An 18,216-nucleotide genomic window follows, 5' to 3' on the forward strand; every position below is an offset into this window, starting at 1 on the left:
TCCACGAATGACTTTTTCATTGCCGTACCCTTTTGACGTCGATTACATGAGGCGTAATAAGGTATTTCTGCTTTTCTGCCCCACTGACAGGTTGGATGATGAACAGCGTCCTGTTCTTGAGGGCCGATCTTTGTTGTACAAACTTGATAGTACCGCGTATCAAGTGTGTCCTTACTCAGATTCACGGGGCAAGGTAGACAAGCCCATCAATGTGGAGTCGTTAAAGTCGCTTTCGCGTCATCAAGATACCGTTACGGATTTGATAAGGGGGATGGGGAAGTACCTGGTTGATCAGCATGACGGTGGAGGATCTGGGCCAGATATGGCTCAGTTGTACGCACTTTCCTACATGGGTTACAAATCTCCCAGTTTGTTTTTCTGCAGAATGCTGCTCAATGAGAGTGCGTCCATTCCGGCGGTATGCTCGGTTGCCTCACGATTCTTTCATGGTTTGATGAATCTGTTGTCATTGGTAGCCCTGGAATACAATGGCACGTTGGCGGGAGTCAGAATGACGCCTGGAGAACTCTACGAGTACGCGGATACTCGCGGACATCTGGTGGGTGCAAAGGAGTCTTGTGCAGCCTCGAAGACAACGATAATCAGGTATCTTTCATTAATTACTGAGTCGTGTGACGGGGCTGCGCAGGCTGATGAGTACTTGATGAGTTCGGTAGACGAGCTTGAAATCATATGTGACTCGGCACAAATGATCGAAGAGCTTGAATTCGCCTGTCTCATATACGAAACCATGCGCTGCTGGCTCTGGCGTCAAACACCCGGGTATGAAGCAAAAGCGGATATACAAAAATTCGCAACACCGCATTGCTTGGTGGCTAAAAAAATTTCTCGTATGAAGAACCCATTTGAGCACCTATTATTTAAGCGTGCCAGAAACCTGTCACGCGCTTTAGGCGGTGAGCGTGTAGCCACTACCCGCTTCATAGAATTAGCGAGTTGGTCCGTTACTGCGGCTCAGGAAAACAGCGTGAGTTTCGTGGAAATCCATCAAGGGTTGAAGTCCGAACTGCTCTGCTTCATTTATCAATATGCTGAATTTATAGAACAACATGTGGTCGAAGGTGAGTTTCTCTCTGCCGACCTGGATGTCTTCTTCGGCACGTGGCCAGATCAAAGGCCTGAGTAGCCAATATGGAAAAGAAAGAACTATTCAGACAGAAAGCTTTGGACGCGAGGAAGGACTCGAAAACGCTCTATGGCGAAGTATTGCTGTTTTTACCCGACTCTTATCGTGCCATTCTGATTATTGTCACTTTGACGCTGGCGTTATTGATTGCTTTCTTCGTTTTTGGTTCGTATACAAAAAGAGTTAATGTCAAGGGTGAGTTGTTCTCTACTCAGGGCGCTTTTCCTGTATATCTGCCTAAATCAGGTGTTATAAAAAGATACTATGTGTCCGAAGACCAAGTCGTCAAACAGGACGACCCTCTGTTCGTAGTCTCCACTGAGGTGTTTGGCGCGGAGAGCCGTGGAACATCGACTGAAACCATTGGCCTGCTGATCGAACGCAAGGAACTGTTGCAGCGTCAGTTGGAAAGTGAAGAAATAGCCAATGCCGAGTATCTACGTAGCCTGACAAGTCAGATTGAGTCGAAACAAAGTGAGAAGTTGCTGATTGCTGCACAGCTCAACGACGTTAAAAAGAAGAATGTGCTTTTATCCACCAGTCTTAAAAAGTACGAAGAAGCGCGCCTGCAGGAGGCGATTTCCGATGACTCAATGACTGAGAAGACTATTACTGCCTTGAACAGTCAAATCGATTATCGCGAGCGGCAAAGGCAACTTGAAGCCGTAGTTCGAGATATCGCGAGTTTCTCGTTCGATAGAAAAAAGGCCACTTCTGAATTTGGTAATCGACAGTTGCAGATCAAAGGTGACCTGTTGGCACTTGAGGAGCAGATCCTCGCTGCGGAGTATCAAAAAGGTATCGTCGTGAAGTCCCCCGTCGCTGGTGTAGTTACCGCCATTCAGGGATCAAATGGCTCCTACTATGAAAACACCAAGCCCGTGTCGTTCATTTTACCTTCTGGGTCTGAACTGGAGGCTCGTCTCCTTGTGCCGGCGGCTGCCATTGGATTTATCAAGAAAGGAGATGCGGTCTATCTCCGCTATTCGGCTTATCCCTACCAACAATTTGGCCAAGGTAAGGGCATTGTCTATTCGATCTCTGGTACTTCATTGCTACCGGACGAAATAGCCTTGGGCTCAAAGCTTTCCATTACCGAGCCCATGTATCTGGTCAAGGCAAGAATCGAGTCACAGACCATCAACGGGAGTGGATCGACGTATAACCTCAAACCAGGGCTTATCATTGACGCAGACATCATGTTGGAGCAGCACAAAATCTACCAATGGCTCCTTCGTCCTTTTTTTTCACTCTCTGAAAAACTTAAATAGTCACCATTATGAAAAACAGGTCGTACTTTTCTCGGTTGTTTGAGTCGCGATTTCAAACTGTCTTGCAAACCGAATCTACTGAATGCGGTCTGGCGTGCGTGGCGATGCTGGCTAACTATTACGGCCACCATGTAACCTTGCGCGACTTGCGTCTCAGGTTTGCGGTTTCGCTGAAAGGAATTTCTCTTGGTTCGCTGTTAAGGGTGTGCAAACACAACGGCCTTTCCAGCCGCCCCATTCGTACCGGCCTTACTGGGCTGCGGCAAATGAAACTGCCATGCATTCTGCATTGGAATTTCAATCATTTCGTGGTGCTAAAAAGTATCGGTACAGACCACGCCATTGTTGTTGATCCGGCGCATGGTGAACGGCGGCTTCCGCTTGAGCAACTATCCCAATCATTCACGGGTGTCGCCGTTGAAATCTGGCCAAACCCGGACTTCGTGCCTGAGAAGCCTAAAAGGAATGTTCCGCTTGCACAATTGATGGGCAAGCTACGCAGACGAAAACGGGCGATTGCTTCTGTACTTTTGCTCGCATTTGCCTTGGAGTTTTTTACTGCCCTTGCGCCGTTTTACATCCAAATGGTAGTTGATAACGCGATCGGTGCGAATGATCGATATATTTTTGCAGTGTTAGCTGCTGGCTTTGCCGTGGTTTATTTGCTTAGGAATCTCATTGGCTCGGTCCGAAGTTGGTTTCTTATGTATTTGGGAACCAGCCTTAATGTGCAATGGAAAGACAATATCCTTGAACACATGTTGTCGTTGCCGCTTGAGTATTTTGAGAAAAGACACGTGGGAGACGTAACGTCGAGGTTCGGAGGTATAGATGCTATTCAACGGATGCTGACAACCTCTTTTATCGAATCCGTTCTGGATGGGATTTTTTCAGTAGTTGTCATTGTGATCATGTTGTTCTACCAGCCATTGTTGGGAGGGATCGTCCTGCTGAGTACACTGCTTTATTTTATGGTTCGTTGGTTAATGAACGCTGCGCTACTGGACTCATCCAGAAATGAAATCATTCACAGTGCCAAACAGAATTCGTATTTGCTCGAAACCATTCGCGGTATCCGTCAGATTAAACTCTACGGTCAGCAGCGTGATCGTAGACTCGCCTGGATGTCCCTATTCGTCAAACAAACCAACGCCAAACTCAATACTCAAAAGATGGAGATCTGGTTTAAGTTTGCCCGCGCGTTGATCTTTGATGTTCAGAATATTGTAGTGATCTGGTGTGGGGCGCTGTTGGTGATTGACAAAGAGTATACGGTTGGCGCACTGATCGCGTTTCTGGGATATAAAATGCTATTTGAAACCAGAGTGGCGGCGTTGATCGATAATTTGTTTATAATTCAGAATATCCAACTGCAGGCAGATCGTTTGAGTGACATCGTATTGTCAACACCTGAAAGTGTCGGTGATACGGTTGACGTTGAACCGAATCGGTTACCTGCGACGTTGGAGTGCCGGAATGTTTTCTTTCAATACTCGCTCTTCGAGAAGAACGTAATTGATGACCTGGATTTCAAAGTAGAGGCCGGCGAGTCGGTTGCCATTATCGGTCCGTCGGGTTGTGGTAAATCGACAATATTCAATGTCATTCTCGGTATTTATCAGGGCGCAAAGGGACGAATTCTCATCGGTGGAGAAGATATCGCCAGCATGGGTGTCGAGAACGTCAGAAAGATGCTGGGTACCGTCTTGCAAGATGACATGCTCTTCGGCGGTTCAATTGTTGAAAATATCGCTGGTTTTGATAGCGAAATCGACTTCGAATGGGTTACGAAGTGCGCGGAACTGGCGAACATTTCCGCAGAGATCGAAGCGATGCCCATGCAGTACTACACATTGGTAGGGGACATGGGGGCGGTACTCTCCGGCGGTCAAAAGCAACGAATCCTTCTGGCGAGGGCGCTATATAAACGCCCTCGCATTTTGCTGCTTGATGAGGCCACCAGTCACCTTGATGTCACCAATGAAAGAGCGGTCAGTCGGGCGATCAAATCACTGAAGATCACCCGCATCATTATCGCGCATCGACCAGAAACCGTACTGTCGGTCGATCGAATCCTATTGATGAGCGAAGGACGCATCGCGTCAGTCCTTTCGCCTGCGGAAGCCGCAGTGCTTCTGAAAACGATGAATAATTAATAAGTCTGTCGCAGGTCAAAGGGAATTATGGAAAGTATCGTTCAGTTGGACCAACACATCGCTTCGGATATTGAACGCGGGACCTTTGAGGCCTTTCAGTGTCAGGGTGAGCCCGAGCAATTGATTGAAGCAATCGTTCAAACCCTGGATATATTTTTTACGGCGTCCGACTGGGAGGTCAGTCGAGGTCTGTCGCATGTCGTTTTTTCACATAAATCCTGCGAGATAACAATTGCAGCCAAGTCTGCCGATGCGAAAAGAACGGCAGTGTCATCGCCCTTTGCAGCCCGTCATCAGATGACGGATATCATGATTATTTCTCGGAATTCGGATGCGATATCGAATCAAGCCTATCTGCTTGCCGTTGATTTTTTGCGCGTTTACTGTTCATCGTACTCCAGTGACGAAGTGGATCTTATCCGCGGTGGGTTTCCACTTTTAGCGAGCGTGAGTGCGCAGCATAATTTTGAGAGCGATAACGTTGCGCTGATATTTCGCGATCACTTTCTGGAAGATAACCTGGGATTTCTTCTGTCATGCAAAGACTCCGGTATCAATCCTCGCTGGATATTTGCCTTGTCCAAGGGGGACCGTACGCTGAAGCGCGACAGGATTGCATCTTACCTCAAGAGCCTGCATTTCAATGTTGGCTTGTTTGACAACGCCGCGTTTGACTCAAAAGCCTTCGATGAAAACACTTCATCGGTTTATGGATTGATTGAGCAGTTTGTGCTCCAGGCCAAGGCTGCGGGACGCCGAGTTATCCTGATCGACGACGGCGCGTTGATGCCAATGGTGTTCGGGCAGCGACAGCATCTGATCGATTTCACGATCGAACTGACAATCATCGGTATCAAGCGCTTGAGCAAGCTGGCTTCGCTCTCCATGCCGATATTGGACCTGGCGCGATCGAAACTCAAAACAGCGTTGGTTTATCCCGAAATATCCGATGCCTGTTTCAGAAGAGTCAGGCACATGCTAGGTGACGAAAAATTTTCCGGTAGAACGGTGATTATTGCCGGTTACGGGAATGCCGGACGGCCATTGGCTCAGAAGTTTCGATCTATTGGCTGTCAGGTTGTAGTCGTCGATGTACATAAAATTCCGCTTATCTGTGCAGCTGAAGAAGGTTTCCGTACATTCTCCTCGTTGAGAGCCGCTCTTGAACAGCATAAGCCAATGTTGGTGGTGGGTTGTTCCGGCGAAGTTTCTATAGGCGCAGAGGATCTAGACCTGATTCCAAACGGTTGCTATTTGACCGGTATTGCGACTCGGGATCTGTCCGAAATAAATAAGAATCTTGGTAAACAGCAGATTGTCAATATTCCCGGATTCGGTAACGAATATCGATTGGCCGGTGGACGAGTATTTTATCAATTGGGGGATGGTCGATCGGTCAACTTGTTTGAGTCTGATTCGATTCCCAATAAAGCCGGTGATATTTTCCGCTCCGCAGTGCTGATTCTGTTGGCGAGTGGCATTAGAACGCCGGAGAAGTTCTGCACCGGTATTAACTTGAATCAAGTGGATGACGTGCTGCTGGAGTCGGGCATTTATGACGCTTATTACGAAACCTATCTTGAACAGGCTGGAAGTCCAAAATGAGCATCGAAGAAAAATGGGTGATATTTGATTACGGCGGAACGCTCGCTTTACCCAGTCCACGGGTAACCTGCAACAACCTGGGTGCGTATTTTTCACGTGTGCTGCCCCCACAACAGCGCGAGCAATTTCTTCACATATTGCAGCGAAGTTGGGAAGGGGCCGATGAGCGTGGTAGAGCGTTGGGGCTGGACGTCAGTCTGTGCACGATCCTTCACGATGTGTTACGTGAACTCAATATCCCGTTTGTGGGTACACAGCATGTTGTTGACTCTTTTCTCCGACAGCTCGGCGACGGTGAAGTAACTCCCGCTGCAGCGGCGGCAGTGCGTGAAATCAAGAGCCAAGGTTACAAGATCGGCCTGGCTTCCAATACTTTACGTTCCTCTAAAGTCAGAATCGAGTCTCTCCAGCGAGCAGCCATTGCCGATGAGTTCTCTGCCGTTATCATCTCCAGCGAGATTGGTTTCAGGAAGCCTCACCCTGTATTTTTCGAAATACTGCTCAGGCGCATAGGCGCGGTCCCGGAGCAGGTCGTGTTTGTCGGCGACACGTGGCATAAAGACGTATTGGCGCCTATCGAGTCAGGTATGCGTGCAGTTTGGATAGCGGAAGGAAACAAGGCTGCCCCTGTTTCTGTTCGACACTCGGTGCCGCTTATCAACGATATATCGCAATTGCCGTCGCTGCTTGCGCAAATGTCGATGGCAGTTTCTGCCTCCAGAGACGTTCAATACTGATCATGCATATTTTGGCGAAATGCATCAGTGCGCACGTGTCTTCCCGACAGGATACTGAGGCTGGAGTGGCTGCTGTCGGCGTGCATGGCGTGAGGTTGTGCCTGATAACTGGCGCAACGCTCATGTTGATCGCGTGCTCGGGTGGACCTTCCGAAAAGAAGACACCGGGAGTGCCCGACCAGTGGGCTTATGCCGGCGGGAAACAAGCAGGAGCACTTGGGGGCGCGAGTGGCTCGCCCTGGTGGCAACGTTTTTATGACCCGAAGCTCAATCGGCTTATTGACTCGGCTTTGGCACGCAATAACGATTTGGCCAAAGCCGCGTTAAATGTGCGAGAGGCTCAATTAGTGGCTGCGCTGGCCGGTGATCCACTGCAGTTTGGTCCTCAAGGAAACGTAAACGCCGCAAATGGGCGTCGACTCGACGGTGACCGGTATCCAAATACCCGCTCCAGCTCGATGAGAGTTGGGGTGAGTTACACGGTCGACCTCTGGGGGCGCCTCTCTCGCGAGCGAGATATCGCTCGTTGGGCATTGGAAGCATCCCAGTCGGATCGCGAAACTGTACGCCTCAACGTCGTGGGTACGACGGCCGATCTCTATTGGAGGCTGGCGTATTTCAACCAGCGCGTCGCCTCGGCCGAAAAAAGTTTATCGACCGCACAGCGGACGCAACAACTCGTACAGGCTCAATCAGTTGCGGGCGCAGTTTCGGCGCTGGAAAGACGTGAGGCGGAGCAAACGGTGCTGACCCAGCGAAGCAGCCTTTCTCAACTGCGACAAGCGCAAGTCGAGACGCGCAACGCGCTGGCGATACTGTTCAACACGGCACCTGCGACCAATATTCTGGAGGAAGTGCTGGGCCAGGAGCCTCAGGCGTTACCCATGGGGGCACTACCTGCCGTAGAGGAGGGATTACCTGCGGCGCTCTTGAGCCGTCGCCCGGACCTGCGCTCAGCAGAGCTCAATTTGCGGCAGAGTCTGACAAACGTAGATGTTGTGCGCACCAGTTATTATCCGACTTTGACGCTGACAGGTGCCATGGGCTCCACCAGTGACACGCTGAGTAGCGTGTTGGCCAATCCAGTGGCTACGCTGGGCGCGGGTCTGGCGCTACCATTTCTCGACCTCAAGGCCTTGCGTTTCAATACTGAAATTGCGCAGGTCCAATATGAAAGTGCGGTCATAGAGTTTCGCCAGACGCTTTATCAGGCCTTTGCAGATGTCGAGAATTCGTTGTCTGCACGTAGCCATCTGGCTGAGCAGGCTGAGCTTCAGGCGCTGAACGTAGTCGCTGCGGGTGAGGCGGAACGCTTGTATGAGATCCGCTATCGCGCCGGCGCAGTTGCTTTGCGATTTTGGCTTGATGCTCAGGAGTCGCACCGAAATGCTGAGCTGCAACTTGCGCAAGCGAGGTTGAGCCAGTTGCAGAATCTGAACACCTTGTATCAGTCACTGGGCGGAGATGCGTCTTTGCCCTAAAAGTCCGGCTATGGCAGAAGAGACGAGCGATTTCCTCCTCTGTACTCAGCCAGGCGACCACTCGAAGATGATCAGGAGGATCTTGCGGCCACCGAATCCGGGCTGAAGGCAGCCAACGGTCGAACTCGCTTCAGTTGCTGGACGAACTGTTTTCAATATCCGCGCCGGGATCGTTACTGACTAACCAGTATTGAGGACGCCCGGTCGCCGAACACAAAATTGGGGGGTTGTGTTGGAGTTTGACGCGCATTGCGCATATGTCAGGCGACAGTTGTATGGCGAGCGAAGGATGGTTTTGCCAAGGTCTCCGGCATGGCCAGCCACAACAGCATCAAGGCAACGGCGGCAACCGCCGCCAACGTCAGGAAGGCCGCGTTGTAGCCAGCCTGCTGCACCACGAAACCGGCCAGGCTGCTACTGAGTGCCGCGCCCAGGCCAAATACCGTGGAGAGGGCGCCCAGGCTGACGTTGAAGCGCCCGGTGCCTTGGGTCAGGTCCTTGACGATCACCGGGAACAGGGCACCGAAAATGCCGGCGCCGATACCGTCGAGCATCTGCACGGCCACCAGCCAGTAGGGGTCGCTGGACAAGGTATAGAGCACGCCACGCAGCGGCAGTATCAGGAAACCGGCAAGCAGCAAAGGCTTTCTCCCCCAGATATCGGCCTTGAGCCCGACCAGCCAGGCCATCGGCACCATCACCAACTGTGCGGCGACAATGCAGGCTGAAGTCAGCGGGGTGGCCATCTGCAGATTGATTTGCGCCAGTTTCTGGCTGACCAGCGGCAGCATTGCGGCATTGGCCAGGTGAAACAGTGCGCAGCAGATGGCGAACAGTAGCAGCGGTTGGTTGGCCAGCAACGCGTTCAGGCCCAAGGGTTGTTCATGGTCGGTGTGATGGGCCGGATCGAAACCACGGGCGACCTCATGGTCAATCGCCTTGGCCGGCACGCAACTGACCGCAATAACACTGGCGACCGCCATAAAGGCCATCAGGTAGAACACCGCCACCGGCCCGAACAGGTAGGCCAGACCGCCGGCCAGTAAAGCGGCCACGGCATTGCCGGCGTGGTTGAAGGTTTCGTTGCGCCCGGTACGCCGGGTGAAGGCGCGCGGCCCGGTGATCCCCAGCGAGATGGCGGAAATTGCCGGGGCAAAGACAGAGGCAGCTACGGCGCTGGCGGCCTGGGTCAACGCCACCCAGCCAAATGAACTGACGAAGGGCAGCATCAGGCAACTGCCCGTCACCAGCAGCGCGGCGATGGCAACCACCGCGCGTTTGCTGCGGGTGCGGTCGATCAGCGCACCCGCAGGGCCTTGGGTCAGCAAGGCAGCGATGCCTGCCAGGGTCATGACCACACCAATACTGGCCGGCTCCCATTGATGCACGGCCAACAGGTAGATCGCCAGGTACGGTCCGAGACCGTCGCGCACATCGGCGAGAAAGAAGTTCAGGCTGTCCAGGGATAAAGCGATGCGCAGGTCTGAATGACGGGCCACGGTGCGACCTTCAAGAGCGGCGTTCAGGGGCTGAACGCGCGTTGGGTTAGTGACCTGTGGGCTGGGTGATAAGTTTCGCGGTCGGGGAGGCTTTCCTCCTGCGCGCATTTAACTTACTTTCCAAAGCCCACAGTAATGAATTTCTGGAGAAGCAATGGACATGCCCTCAGCGCAAGAGGCGATCGCCAGCAATAGAAATGCCTGGGACGAATCCGCCGGGTTGCACAAAAATACCGCGACCTGGGCGGCACTGCTGGCCTCGGTAGCCAAGCCTGATTTTTCCTGCCTTGACCCGACCCTCACCACCTTGCTGCAAGAAGCGGGCGTGGTGGGCAAGGACGTGGTGCAGTTGTGCTGCAACAACGGGCGCGAAAGCCTTTCGTTGTATGGCTTGGGGGCGCGTTCGGTGGTGGGGGTTGATCAGTCCGGGGCGTTTCTTGAACAGGCGCGGGAATTGGCCGAGGTCTCGCCACACAGCCCTGAGTTCATTGAGACCGATATCCACCATTTGCCCGAGCGTTTGCAGGCACGGTTCGATATTGCCCTGGTGACCATTGGCGTGCTGGGTTGGATGCCGGATGTGGCGCTGTTCATGCGCCAGGTTGCCAGTGTGCTGAAGCCCGGCGGCACGTTGGTCATGTACGAAACCCATCCCTTTCTTGAGGTGTTTGACCCCTGTGGGGCCAACCCGATGTTGCCTGCCAGTTCTTACTTCCAGCGTGAACCCTGTGTGCTGCAGGAGGCAATTGTCTATGAAGGGAAGGAGGAGCGGCCCGGGCCGACGTCCTATTGGTATGTGCATACCCTGGGCAGTGTGGTCAGCGGAGCTATCGCAGCGCAGTTGCAGATCGCTCATTTGCAGGAATATCCGCATTGCAACCGGGAAGAACTCTACGATCAATATGAGCATCAGGCCGCGCAACTGCCCCTGTGCTTTACCCTGACAGCAACCAGGCGTGATGGCTGATCACGGTTTGCGCACGCAAAAAAAGGCCCGCGAGGAGAAGGCGGGCCAAGGGATTCACTGGAGTAGGTAGGCCTGACCTTATAGATCGAAAAGTGAAGGCCTTGTGAAAATGCCGTGATCAAATCGGATGACGTGTAGGAGCGAGCTTGCTCGCGAAAAACGTTAACGGTAACGCGTGTTGCCTGAATGAACGCGGCGTCTGTGGGTTTTTCGCGAGCAAGCTCGCTCCTACAGAGGGGCATTCATGAGCGCCGCACGAAAGTGCGCATGGTTTGCCCCGGGCCGGTGCTGAACACGGTGGGCCTGGGCATGCCTTCATCCGCTGCGATAAATACGAAATCATCGCCGTCGAGCCGGTAACTGGCGGGGAGCTGCTTGCCTGCGTCATCACCTATGTCGTCTGTCCAGGTAATGCTTTTGGGCGTGGTACTGGCGTCCAGTACGAACCGACCCGCCAATAATATTTCGCCACTGACCGTCGTCACTTCGAAGCGATCCCCTGCAATTGTCGTGATCGCTCCTGGCGCGCTGTGGGCATCCACGGGGTTGAGCACGCCACTGTCTTCAAGGGCTGTTTGTTCCCAAGTGCCTTGCAGTGCGTGAAAGTCGGAGGCTGAAAGCGGTGACATGCAAACTCCTTATTGCTGTTCAAAAAAATGTTCAATTGTATTGAGGCTGACACTGTTCCACCTGTAGGCGAAATTTTTTTCTTTATAAGACAGGTATTTGACAGCTTTTTCATGTTGTATTGACTACGCTTGCAACCAGATCAGTCTGACATGGCTGTGTCATTTGGCTTACTCACCGAAATGAAACCGAAATAATCCCTAAGTTTGTGGGATATTTCAGGGGACTGAGTGGTCACATCGCCATTGGTCTGCCGTATCCAGGGCGTTGTCCCTGATTTTTGAAGTCATTCAGACTTCTGAGAATGATGGCCTTTTAGTATTATTTTAAGGTGTTCTTATTTTGAATCGTACTTCCCCGCTTCCGCCTTCCGCAGCGTCTGATGAAATTGATTTATTTGAATTGTTTCACGCCATCTGGCGACAAAAAAAGCTGGTGGTCGGGTGTACGCTTCTGGCCGGGGTATTAGGCGCAGGTTATGCCTTCCTGGCACCCAAGACCTATGAAGTCAGCAGTGTGTTGCGGCCTGCTGCAATCAACGAGCTAGACGCCTTGAACCGTTCGGAAGTGTATAAGTTGCCGCCTGCCGATGCGTTGCTCAAAGTGGGTGCACAGCTGGACTCTTATGATGCGCGCCTGGGGTTCTTCAAGGACCATGAGGAGTTGTTCAAGGCATTCAAGAAACCGGGGCAAACCCTTGAGCAGAGCTTTGAGGCGTTCAACCGCAATTCGGTCAATCTGATTTTGCCCGATCCCAAGAAGTCCGATTCGTTGAGTAGCTATATCCGTCTGGAGTTGCAATACCCGACCGACGTCGATGGTGTCGCGATCCTCAACGGTTTTGTGGACTACGCCATTGCCGCCGAGCGTCAGCAGGTGGGTGCTGACCTTAAGGTTATCGTCAATAACCGTTTGAGCGAGCTCAAGGGCAAGATCGACGCCGCCCGCGCCAACTACGATACCGATAAAGAATCCAAGATCGCCAAGCTGCTGGAAGCCGACCGGCTCAAGCGTGCTCAACTGCAGGATGAGCTCAGCGCTTTGCGCCTGCAGATGAAGATGGAACGCACCAACCGCCTGGCCGAGTTGGCCGAAGCCATCAGCATTGCCAAGTCCATGGGCATCCGTACACCGACAACGCCGTCCTCCATGGCCGACTCCACCCGCACGGGTTCGAGCCAGGTCATGCGTACCGAGGTGAACAACCAGAAGATCCCGCTGTATTTCATGGGGACCGAGGCGTTGGAAGCTGAGCGCGCCGCACTGCAACAGCGTACCAGCGATGACTTTACCAACCCGCGCATTGCCGAGATCGGCAAAGACCTGCAACTGCTGGAAAGCAACCGTGAGGTTGAAGTGTTGCGCAAGCGTGGCAATGAAGACATCTTCTTGCAGGACGTCGAGCCGCTTCGCGCTGAAGTCGCCAGGTTGCGGGGTTTGAACATCGACATGAGCAACCTCAAACTGGTGACGATTGACCGTCGAGCCCAGGAGCCTCTGTCGCCGATCAAGCCGAAAAAGCCGCTGGTCATCGCGTTGAGTCTCGTGGGTGGCCTGCTGCTGGGCCTGATGATTGCGCTGATCCGCTACTTCGTTCGCAGCCGCACTCAGGCCGTCCCCTATACGGCATTAGGTGATCGCCGCGAGGGTAAAGATTCGCCGCTGTAACCCTGCAAACGCCCTCAAACAGGCAGGCTCAAGGGCCTGCCTGCCCATACCCCCAGCACACTCAGTAGACAGCTTTTCACAATTCTTAGTTAACCTTTGGTTACAAAGTGTGGCTAAATAACCGCCAATGGTTACACGCAGGCGGTTAGCCCGCCGGCCGTGTTGCCTGTATGTGAATTGTGATTTCAGGTGCTGCTTATCCATCCTCGGCCGTTGTGAGCCCGCAGGAGCAGCCTGTTCTCTCCCTGACGTGTGACGAATCCCTTGAAACTCATCATTGTTGCTCTCTACGTTGCTTCCATCGCGTATGTACACCTGCGCGGTCGGGTGCGACACAAGCTGGGTCGCCAGCTTAGCGATCACTCGACGTTCCTGGCGCCGATCAACTGTTTCCTGTACCTGTTCTCCAAGCAGCCTAGCCGTCCCTATCTCTCGCCCAGCGACTTCCCAGACCTGAGCCCATTGCAGGAACACTGGGAAGAGATCCGCGAAGAAGGCCAGAATCTGATGCGGGCAGGGGAGATCAAGCGCTCGGAGCAATACAACGACGTAGGTTTCAACTCGTTCTTCAAGACTGGCTGGAAGCGCTTCTATCTCAAGTGGTACGGCGACAGCCACCCTTCGGCGATGAAGCTGTGCCCCCGCACCACCGAACTGGTGCAGAGCATCGGCTCGATCAAGGCGGCGATGTTCGCCGAGCTGCCTCCGGGCTCCAAGCTGGTGCGTCACCGTGACCCGTATGCAGGTTCCTACCGCTATCACTTGGGGCTGGATACGCCTAACGATCCAGGCTGCTATATCAACGTGGATGGTGAAAACTATTACTGGCGCGACGGCGAGCCGGTGATGTTTGACGAGACTTACATTCACTACGCGGAAAACACCACGCAACAGAACCGCCTTATTCTGTTCTGCGACATCGAACGGCCGATGAAGTACCGCTGGGCGGCAGCGTTCAACCGTTGGTTCAGCCGCAACGTGATGGCGGCCGCGGGCTCGCCCAACGACGAGGGCGACAAGACCGGCGGCCTCAACCGTGCCTTCACTCGCTTGTACAAGATTCGCCTACGTGGCAAAGAGCTTAAAAAGCGCAATCGCACGCGCTACTACCTGGAAAAGTGGGCAATCTTTGCCGGTCTGGCACTGATCTTCATTCTTATCTGACTTGGCTCAGGGCGCGGATCACCCGGGTGGCTCCGCGCCCAGCTTGTCCCACATCTTTTTGCTGATCTTCTGCCGATTGGCATACCCCGCCCAGGGGTCGTCCTTCAATGCCTGCAACCGCTGGTGCAGGTTCGCCACTGTCCACTGCTGGGCGCCACGCAACCCTTTCAACTCCTCTCGACTCACCGGCACCGACACTGGCAGGCCCGGGCGTGCCCGCACTGAATACGCCGCCACGGTACTGGCGCCACGGGCGTTGCGCAGGTAATCGATAAAGATCTTGCCCACGCGGTTCTTCGGGCCGCTGGTGGCGGTAAAGCGTTCGGGCAGTTGGCGGGTCATGAATTGGGCAATGGCTTTGGCGAACGCCTTCACGGTGTCCCAGCCATCGCGCCGGGCCAACGGCACGATCAAATGCAGGCCCTTGCCGCCGCTGGTTTTAACGAACGCCTGCAAGCCCAGTTCATCCAGTACCGACAGGGTCAGTTGGGCCGCTTCCAGCATGGCTTTCCAGGGCAAGGCTGGGTCCGGGTCGAGATCGAGCACGAACAGGTCGGGCGTTTCGATCTTGTCTGCGGTGGCACCCCAGGTGTGAAACTCGACCGCGCCCATTTGCACGGCGCCGACCAGAGCATCCACGCCGTCTATTTCCATCAGGCGCGCATGGCCTGGATCCAGCGCCTGGTCCAATTGCTTGATGTGAGGGATGGCCATGCGCTCAGAGTGTTTTTGGAAGAACTGCTCACCTTCGATCCCTTCCGGCGCCCGCAGCAGTGACACCGCACGTGCGCGCAGAAACGGCAGGATCCATTCACTGATATCGGTGTAGAACTGCGCCAGTTGCTGTTTTTGCGTGCCGCTGTGCTTGTCGATAACGCGCTCGGGGTGAGTAATTTTCACGTTCTTCACCGTTGCCTGGGCTTTACCGGCTTTCGATGCCTCGGGTGCCTTGACGGACTTGGCCGCTCGCGGCTGTTCATGAACGATTTGCGAGGCTGGCTTGTCGGTACGCAGGCCCACAAACGCGGCCTGGCGCACCACGCCCTCACGGGTCCATTCGGCAAATTGCACTTCTCCGACCAGGCTCGGCTCAACCCAATGCACGCCACGGGCCTGGGCACTGGTCAATGGCTTTTGCAGTGGCGAGTCCTTGCGCTCAAGTGGGGTGAGCTTGGCATAGATGCTTTTCAGCGCCGCCTGATCAAAACCTGTGCCCACGCGCCCGGCATACACCAGGCCGGCCTCATCGTTGACCGCCAGCAGCAGCGCACCAAAGCCGCTGCGCGAACCCTGAGGGCGGGTGTAGCCGACAATCACGAATTCCTGGCGCAGGCGGCATTTGAGCTTGATCCAGTTGTCACTGCGTCGCGACACGTAGGGGCTGCCGGCACGCTTGCCGATAACGCCTTCGAGAGCCAGGTCACAGGCGCTTTCGAAAATATCGCGCTGGCTGGCGGCAAAGGCTTCGGAGAAGCGCAGCAGTTTGCTTCGGCTGCCAGAAAGCGCGGATTTAAGCGCAGCGCGACGCTCTTCGACAGGGTCTTCACGTTGGTCGCGGCCGTTCAGAAACGGGGCGTCGAACAGGTAATAGACGATGTCCAGGCTGCGGCCGATATCGAATGCGTTTTGCAGCGCCTGGAAATCCGGCAACCCGTCGCCATTGAGGCTCACCACTTCGCCATCCAGCCAACTGTCCTTGAGCTTGAGGGCTTGCAAGGCTTTGCACTGACGCGGCAGGCGCTCGGTCCAGTCGTGGCCGTTGCGGGTGAACAGCCGCACTTCGCCGTCGCGAATGCGCGCCATGATGCGGTAGCCGTCGAACTTGATCTCGTAGCGCCAGTCACCTTCGGGCGCCCGGTCCACCAGGGTTGCCAGTTGAGGGGCGAACTCATCCGGCAGGGCAGCGGTACGCTTGGGTGCTTTGGCTTTTGGCGCGGCCTTGGGTTTGGCCTTGGCTTTTGGCTTACCCACCACCGCATCGCTGAGCACGCTGGCGGGTTCAGCCTCGACAATATCGAATTCAGAGGCCGGGCGCGCTTGTTGATCGTTTTCCTTGATCAACAGCCATTGTTCCTTGTCGCCGCTGCCCTTGAGCCGGGTTCGTACCAGGGCCCAGTCACCGGAGAGCTTCTCACCCACCAGGGTGAATTTGAGCTTGCCCGCCGCGTAGGCCTTGCGCGGGTCATCGTGGGGTTGCCAGATGCCTCGGTCCCACACGATCACATCCCCCGCGCCGTATTGGCCGGCGGGAATGCTGCCCTCGAAACTGCCATAGCTCAGTGGGTGGTCTTCAACATGCACCGCCAGGCGCTTCTGGCTCGGGTCCAGGCTTGGGCCCTTGGGCACCGCCCAGCTCAACAGCACGCCATCGAGTTCCAGGCGAAAGTCGTAATGCAGGTTGCGCGCATCATGCTTTTGGATCACAAAGCTTAAGGCCGAGGCTTTACGTTTGCTGGGTGAGCTGCCGGCGGGTTCGGCGGTGATCTTGAAATCACGCTTGCGGTTGTACTCGCTCAGGGGCTTTGCCATGTTGTTCTCCCGTCAATGGCAGGCTCAAGAGGCCTTGTTATTGGATTTTTTTGCGGCGGTTTTTTTCGCCGCAGGTTTACCCGCCAGGCTGCGTTTGAGCAGTTCGGTCAGGTCGATGACATCGGCGGACTTGCGCTCTTCGCCGCCTTCGGCCGTTTCCACGTCTTCGATCTTGCCGGCCTTGGCCTTCTTCGCCACCAGCGCCCGGATCTTGTCCTGGAAGCTGTCACGGTATTCATCGGGCTGCCAGTCGGCGCTCATGTCTTCCACCAGGCGCTTGGCCATGTCCAATTCACCTTTGGCCAAGGTCGGCTTTGTCACATCGCTGCCCAGTTCCAATTCATCTAGGCTGCGCACTTCGGCGGGCCAGCGCAGCATAACCAGCACCAGGGCCGACTCCAGCGGCATCAACGCAGCCAGGTGTTGCTTGGTGTGCAGCACCACATTGGCCAGGGCAACCTTGCCGGTTTTTTTCAGCGCTTCGCGCAGCAGTGCGTAGACCTTGCCGCCGCGTTTATCCGGGGCTAGGAAGTAGGGCGTGTCGATGTTTTGCAGGGGGATCTGGTCGCTGGCGACGAAGGCGATGATTTCGATGGTCTGGGTGGACTTGGGGTGGGCCGAGCGAATTTCGTCTTCGCTGAGCACCACATAGCGCCCTTTTTCAAAGGCCACGCCCTTGACGATATTTTCCTTGGTGACTTCCTTGCCGGTGGTTTTGTTGATGCGCTTGTAGCCCACCGGGTCCATGCTGCGCTTGTCCAGCCAGTCAAAGTCGACGCCTTGTGATGAGGTCGCCGAGACCAGCGATACCGGGATATGAACCAAGCCAAAACTGATGGCGCCTTTCCAGATTGCCCGTGGCATAGGTGTGATTCCTCAACGAATAGCCTGTGTGCTGGTGACTCGCAGCGCAGGGCAAAAGTTTCGGCGGATAGATGCTCGGACAGATCGTGTTACACCTGATGAGAAACTATTTAGTGTCACAACCCGAACCCACGGCGTAGCGTGTTATCGAAAGCACGTAGTACCTGGCATAGAGAGGTTTGGCCATGAACCCTTGTGTACGTCATCTTGCAGCACTGGCGCTGGGCCTGGCCCTTGCGCCGTTGGCCCAGGCGCAAAACCTGCCGGGCCGCAGCAGCGACCACGGCCCGATTCACCGGGCCAACCCCAATAGCATGCAGGGCACCCAGCCCAATGCACCGGCGGTTCCCAGTATTCAGCCTGTCCCGGCCAACCCGCGGCCGACGCTGGAAAACGGCGGCATCGGCAACCGCTACCCCAAGCAGGAGGCGGCCCCCAGCCGCCCGGCCACTGCACCCAAAGCGCCCACCTATGATGCCAACGGCAATCGCCGCTGAGGAT

14 protein-coding genes are annotated in these 18,216 nt (G+C 54.7%); 10 read left to right on the forward strand and 4 right to left on the reverse strand.

What is annotated here, in order from left to right:
• The first annotated feature begins 7 nt into the window (after window positions 1-7).
• From DK871_RS08735 to DK871_RS08760, 6 genes are all read left to right on the forward strand, one after another.
• Window positions 8-1,147 (forward strand): hypothetical protein, encoded by a 1,140-nt coding sequence (locus DK871_RS08735; protein ID WP_161904712.1) that lies wholly within the window; start codon window positions 8-10, stop codon window positions 1,145-1,147.
• 5 nt (window positions 1,148-1,152) lie between these two features.
• A complete protein-coding gene (locus DK871_RS08740) occupies window positions 1,153-2,418 on the forward strand; it encodes an HlyD family secretion protein (RefSeq protein ID WP_161904713.1) in 1,266 nt (421 codons plus the stop codon).
• A gap of 8 nt (window positions 2,419-2,426) precedes the next feature.
• A complete protein-coding gene (locus DK871_RS08745) occupies window positions 2,427-4,574 on the forward strand; it encodes a peptidase domain-containing ABC transporter (protein ID WP_161904714.1) in 2,148 nt (715 codons plus the stop codon).
• Window positions 4,575-4,601: 27 nt separating this feature from the next.
• A complete protein-coding gene (locus tag DK871_RS08750; protein WP_161904715.1) occupies window positions 4,602-6,179 on the forward strand; it encodes a hypothetical protein in 1,578 nt (525 codons plus the stop codon).
• Window positions 6,176-6,916 carry an HAD family hydrolase gene (locus DK871_RS08755; RefSeq protein ID WP_161904716.1) on the forward strand — a complete coding sequence of 247 codons (741 nt, stop codon included), beginning with the start codon at window positions 6,176-6,178 and terminating at the stop codon, window positions 6,914-6,916. Before DK871_RS08750 ends, DK871_RS08755 begins: the two co-directional genes overlap by 4 nt.
• 122 nt (window positions 6,917-7,038) lie before the next feature.
• A complete protein-coding gene (locus tag DK871_RS08760) occupies window positions 7,039-8,397 on the forward strand; it encodes an efflux transporter outer membrane subunit (protein WP_218581367.1) in 1,359 nt (452 codons plus the stop codon).
• Between the two features lie 260 nt (window positions 8,398-8,657).
• Here the strand turns inward: DK871_RS08760 and DK871_RS08765 are convergent, their stop codons facing one another.
• Complete coding sequence (locus DK871_RS08765; RefSeq protein ID WP_161904717.1) at window positions 8,658-9,896, reverse strand: MFS transporter; 1,239 nt, start codon at window positions 9,894-9,896, stop codon at window positions 8,658-8,660.
• A 154-nt stretch (window positions 9,897-10,050) separates the two neighbouring features.
• Between DK871_RS08765 and DK871_RS08770 the strand changes: the two genes are divergently transcribed.
• The gene (locus DK871_RS08770) at window positions 10,051-10,863 is read left to right on the forward strand and encodes a bifunctional 2-polyprenyl-6-hydroxyphenol methylase/3-demethylubiquinol 3-O-methyltransferase UbiG (RefSeq protein WP_161904718.1); all 813 of its coding nucleotides are present in this window, start codon (window positions 10,051-10,053) and stop codon (window positions 10,861-10,863) included.
• Window positions 10,864-11,105: 242 nt separating this feature from the next.
• Here DK871_RS08770 and DK871_RS08775 read toward each other — a convergent pair whose 3' ends face one another.
• Window positions 11,106-11,492 carry a TIGR03067 domain-containing protein gene (locus tag DK871_RS08775; protein ID WP_161904719.1) on the reverse strand — a complete coding sequence of 129 codons (387 nt, stop codon included), beginning with the start codon at window positions 11,490-11,492 and terminating at the stop codon, window positions 11,106-11,108.
• A 340-nt stretch (window positions 11,493-11,832) separates the two neighbouring features.
• Between DK871_RS08775 and DK871_RS08780 the strand changes: the two genes are divergently transcribed.
• Both DK871_RS08780 and lpxO read left to right on the forward strand, forming a co-directional pair.
• Window positions 11,833-13,158, forward strand: a complete 1,326-nt coding sequence (locus DK871_RS08780) for a Wzz/FepE/Etk N-terminal domain-containing protein (protein WP_054895931.1) — start codon at window positions 11,833-11,835, stop codon at window positions 13,156-13,158.
• Window positions 13,159-13,422: 264 nt separating this feature from the next.
• On the forward strand, window positions 13,423-14,322 hold the full coding sequence (lpxO, locus tag DK871_RS08785) for a lipid A hydroxylase LpxO (protein WP_161904720.1): 900 nt from the start codon (window positions 13,423-13,425) through the stop codon (window positions 14,320-14,322).
• An 18-nt stretch (window positions 14,323-14,340) separates the two neighbouring features.
• Here lpxO and ligD read toward each other — a convergent pair whose 3' ends face one another.
• Entirely contained in the window at window positions 14,341-16,851 is a 2,511-nt protein-coding gene (ligD, locus tag DK871_RS08790) for a DNA ligase D (protein WP_161904721.1), read from the reverse strand.
• 24 nt (window positions 16,852-16,875) lie between these two features.
• On the reverse strand, window positions 16,876-17,715 hold the full coding sequence (locus DK871_RS08795; RefSeq protein ID WP_161904722.1) for a Ku protein: 840 nt from the start codon (window positions 17,713-17,715) through the stop codon (window positions 16,876-16,878).
• Window positions 17,716-17,900: 185 nt separating this feature from the next.
• Between DK871_RS08795 and DK871_RS08800 the strand changes: the two genes are divergently transcribed.
• Window positions 17,901-18,212, forward strand: coding sequence for a hypothetical protein (locus DK871_RS08800; RefSeq protein ID WP_161904723.1), 312 nt, complete (start codon window positions 17,901-17,903; stop codon window positions 18,210-18,212).
• Window positions 18,213-18,216 lie beyond the last annotated feature (4 nt).

Origin of the sequence: Pseudomonas sp. L13 (genome assembly GCF_009935965.1) — a bacterium.
Classification (GTDB): Bacteria; Pseudomonadota; Gammaproteobacteria; order Pseudomonadales; family Pseudomonadaceae; genus Aquipseudomonas; species Aquipseudomonas lactis.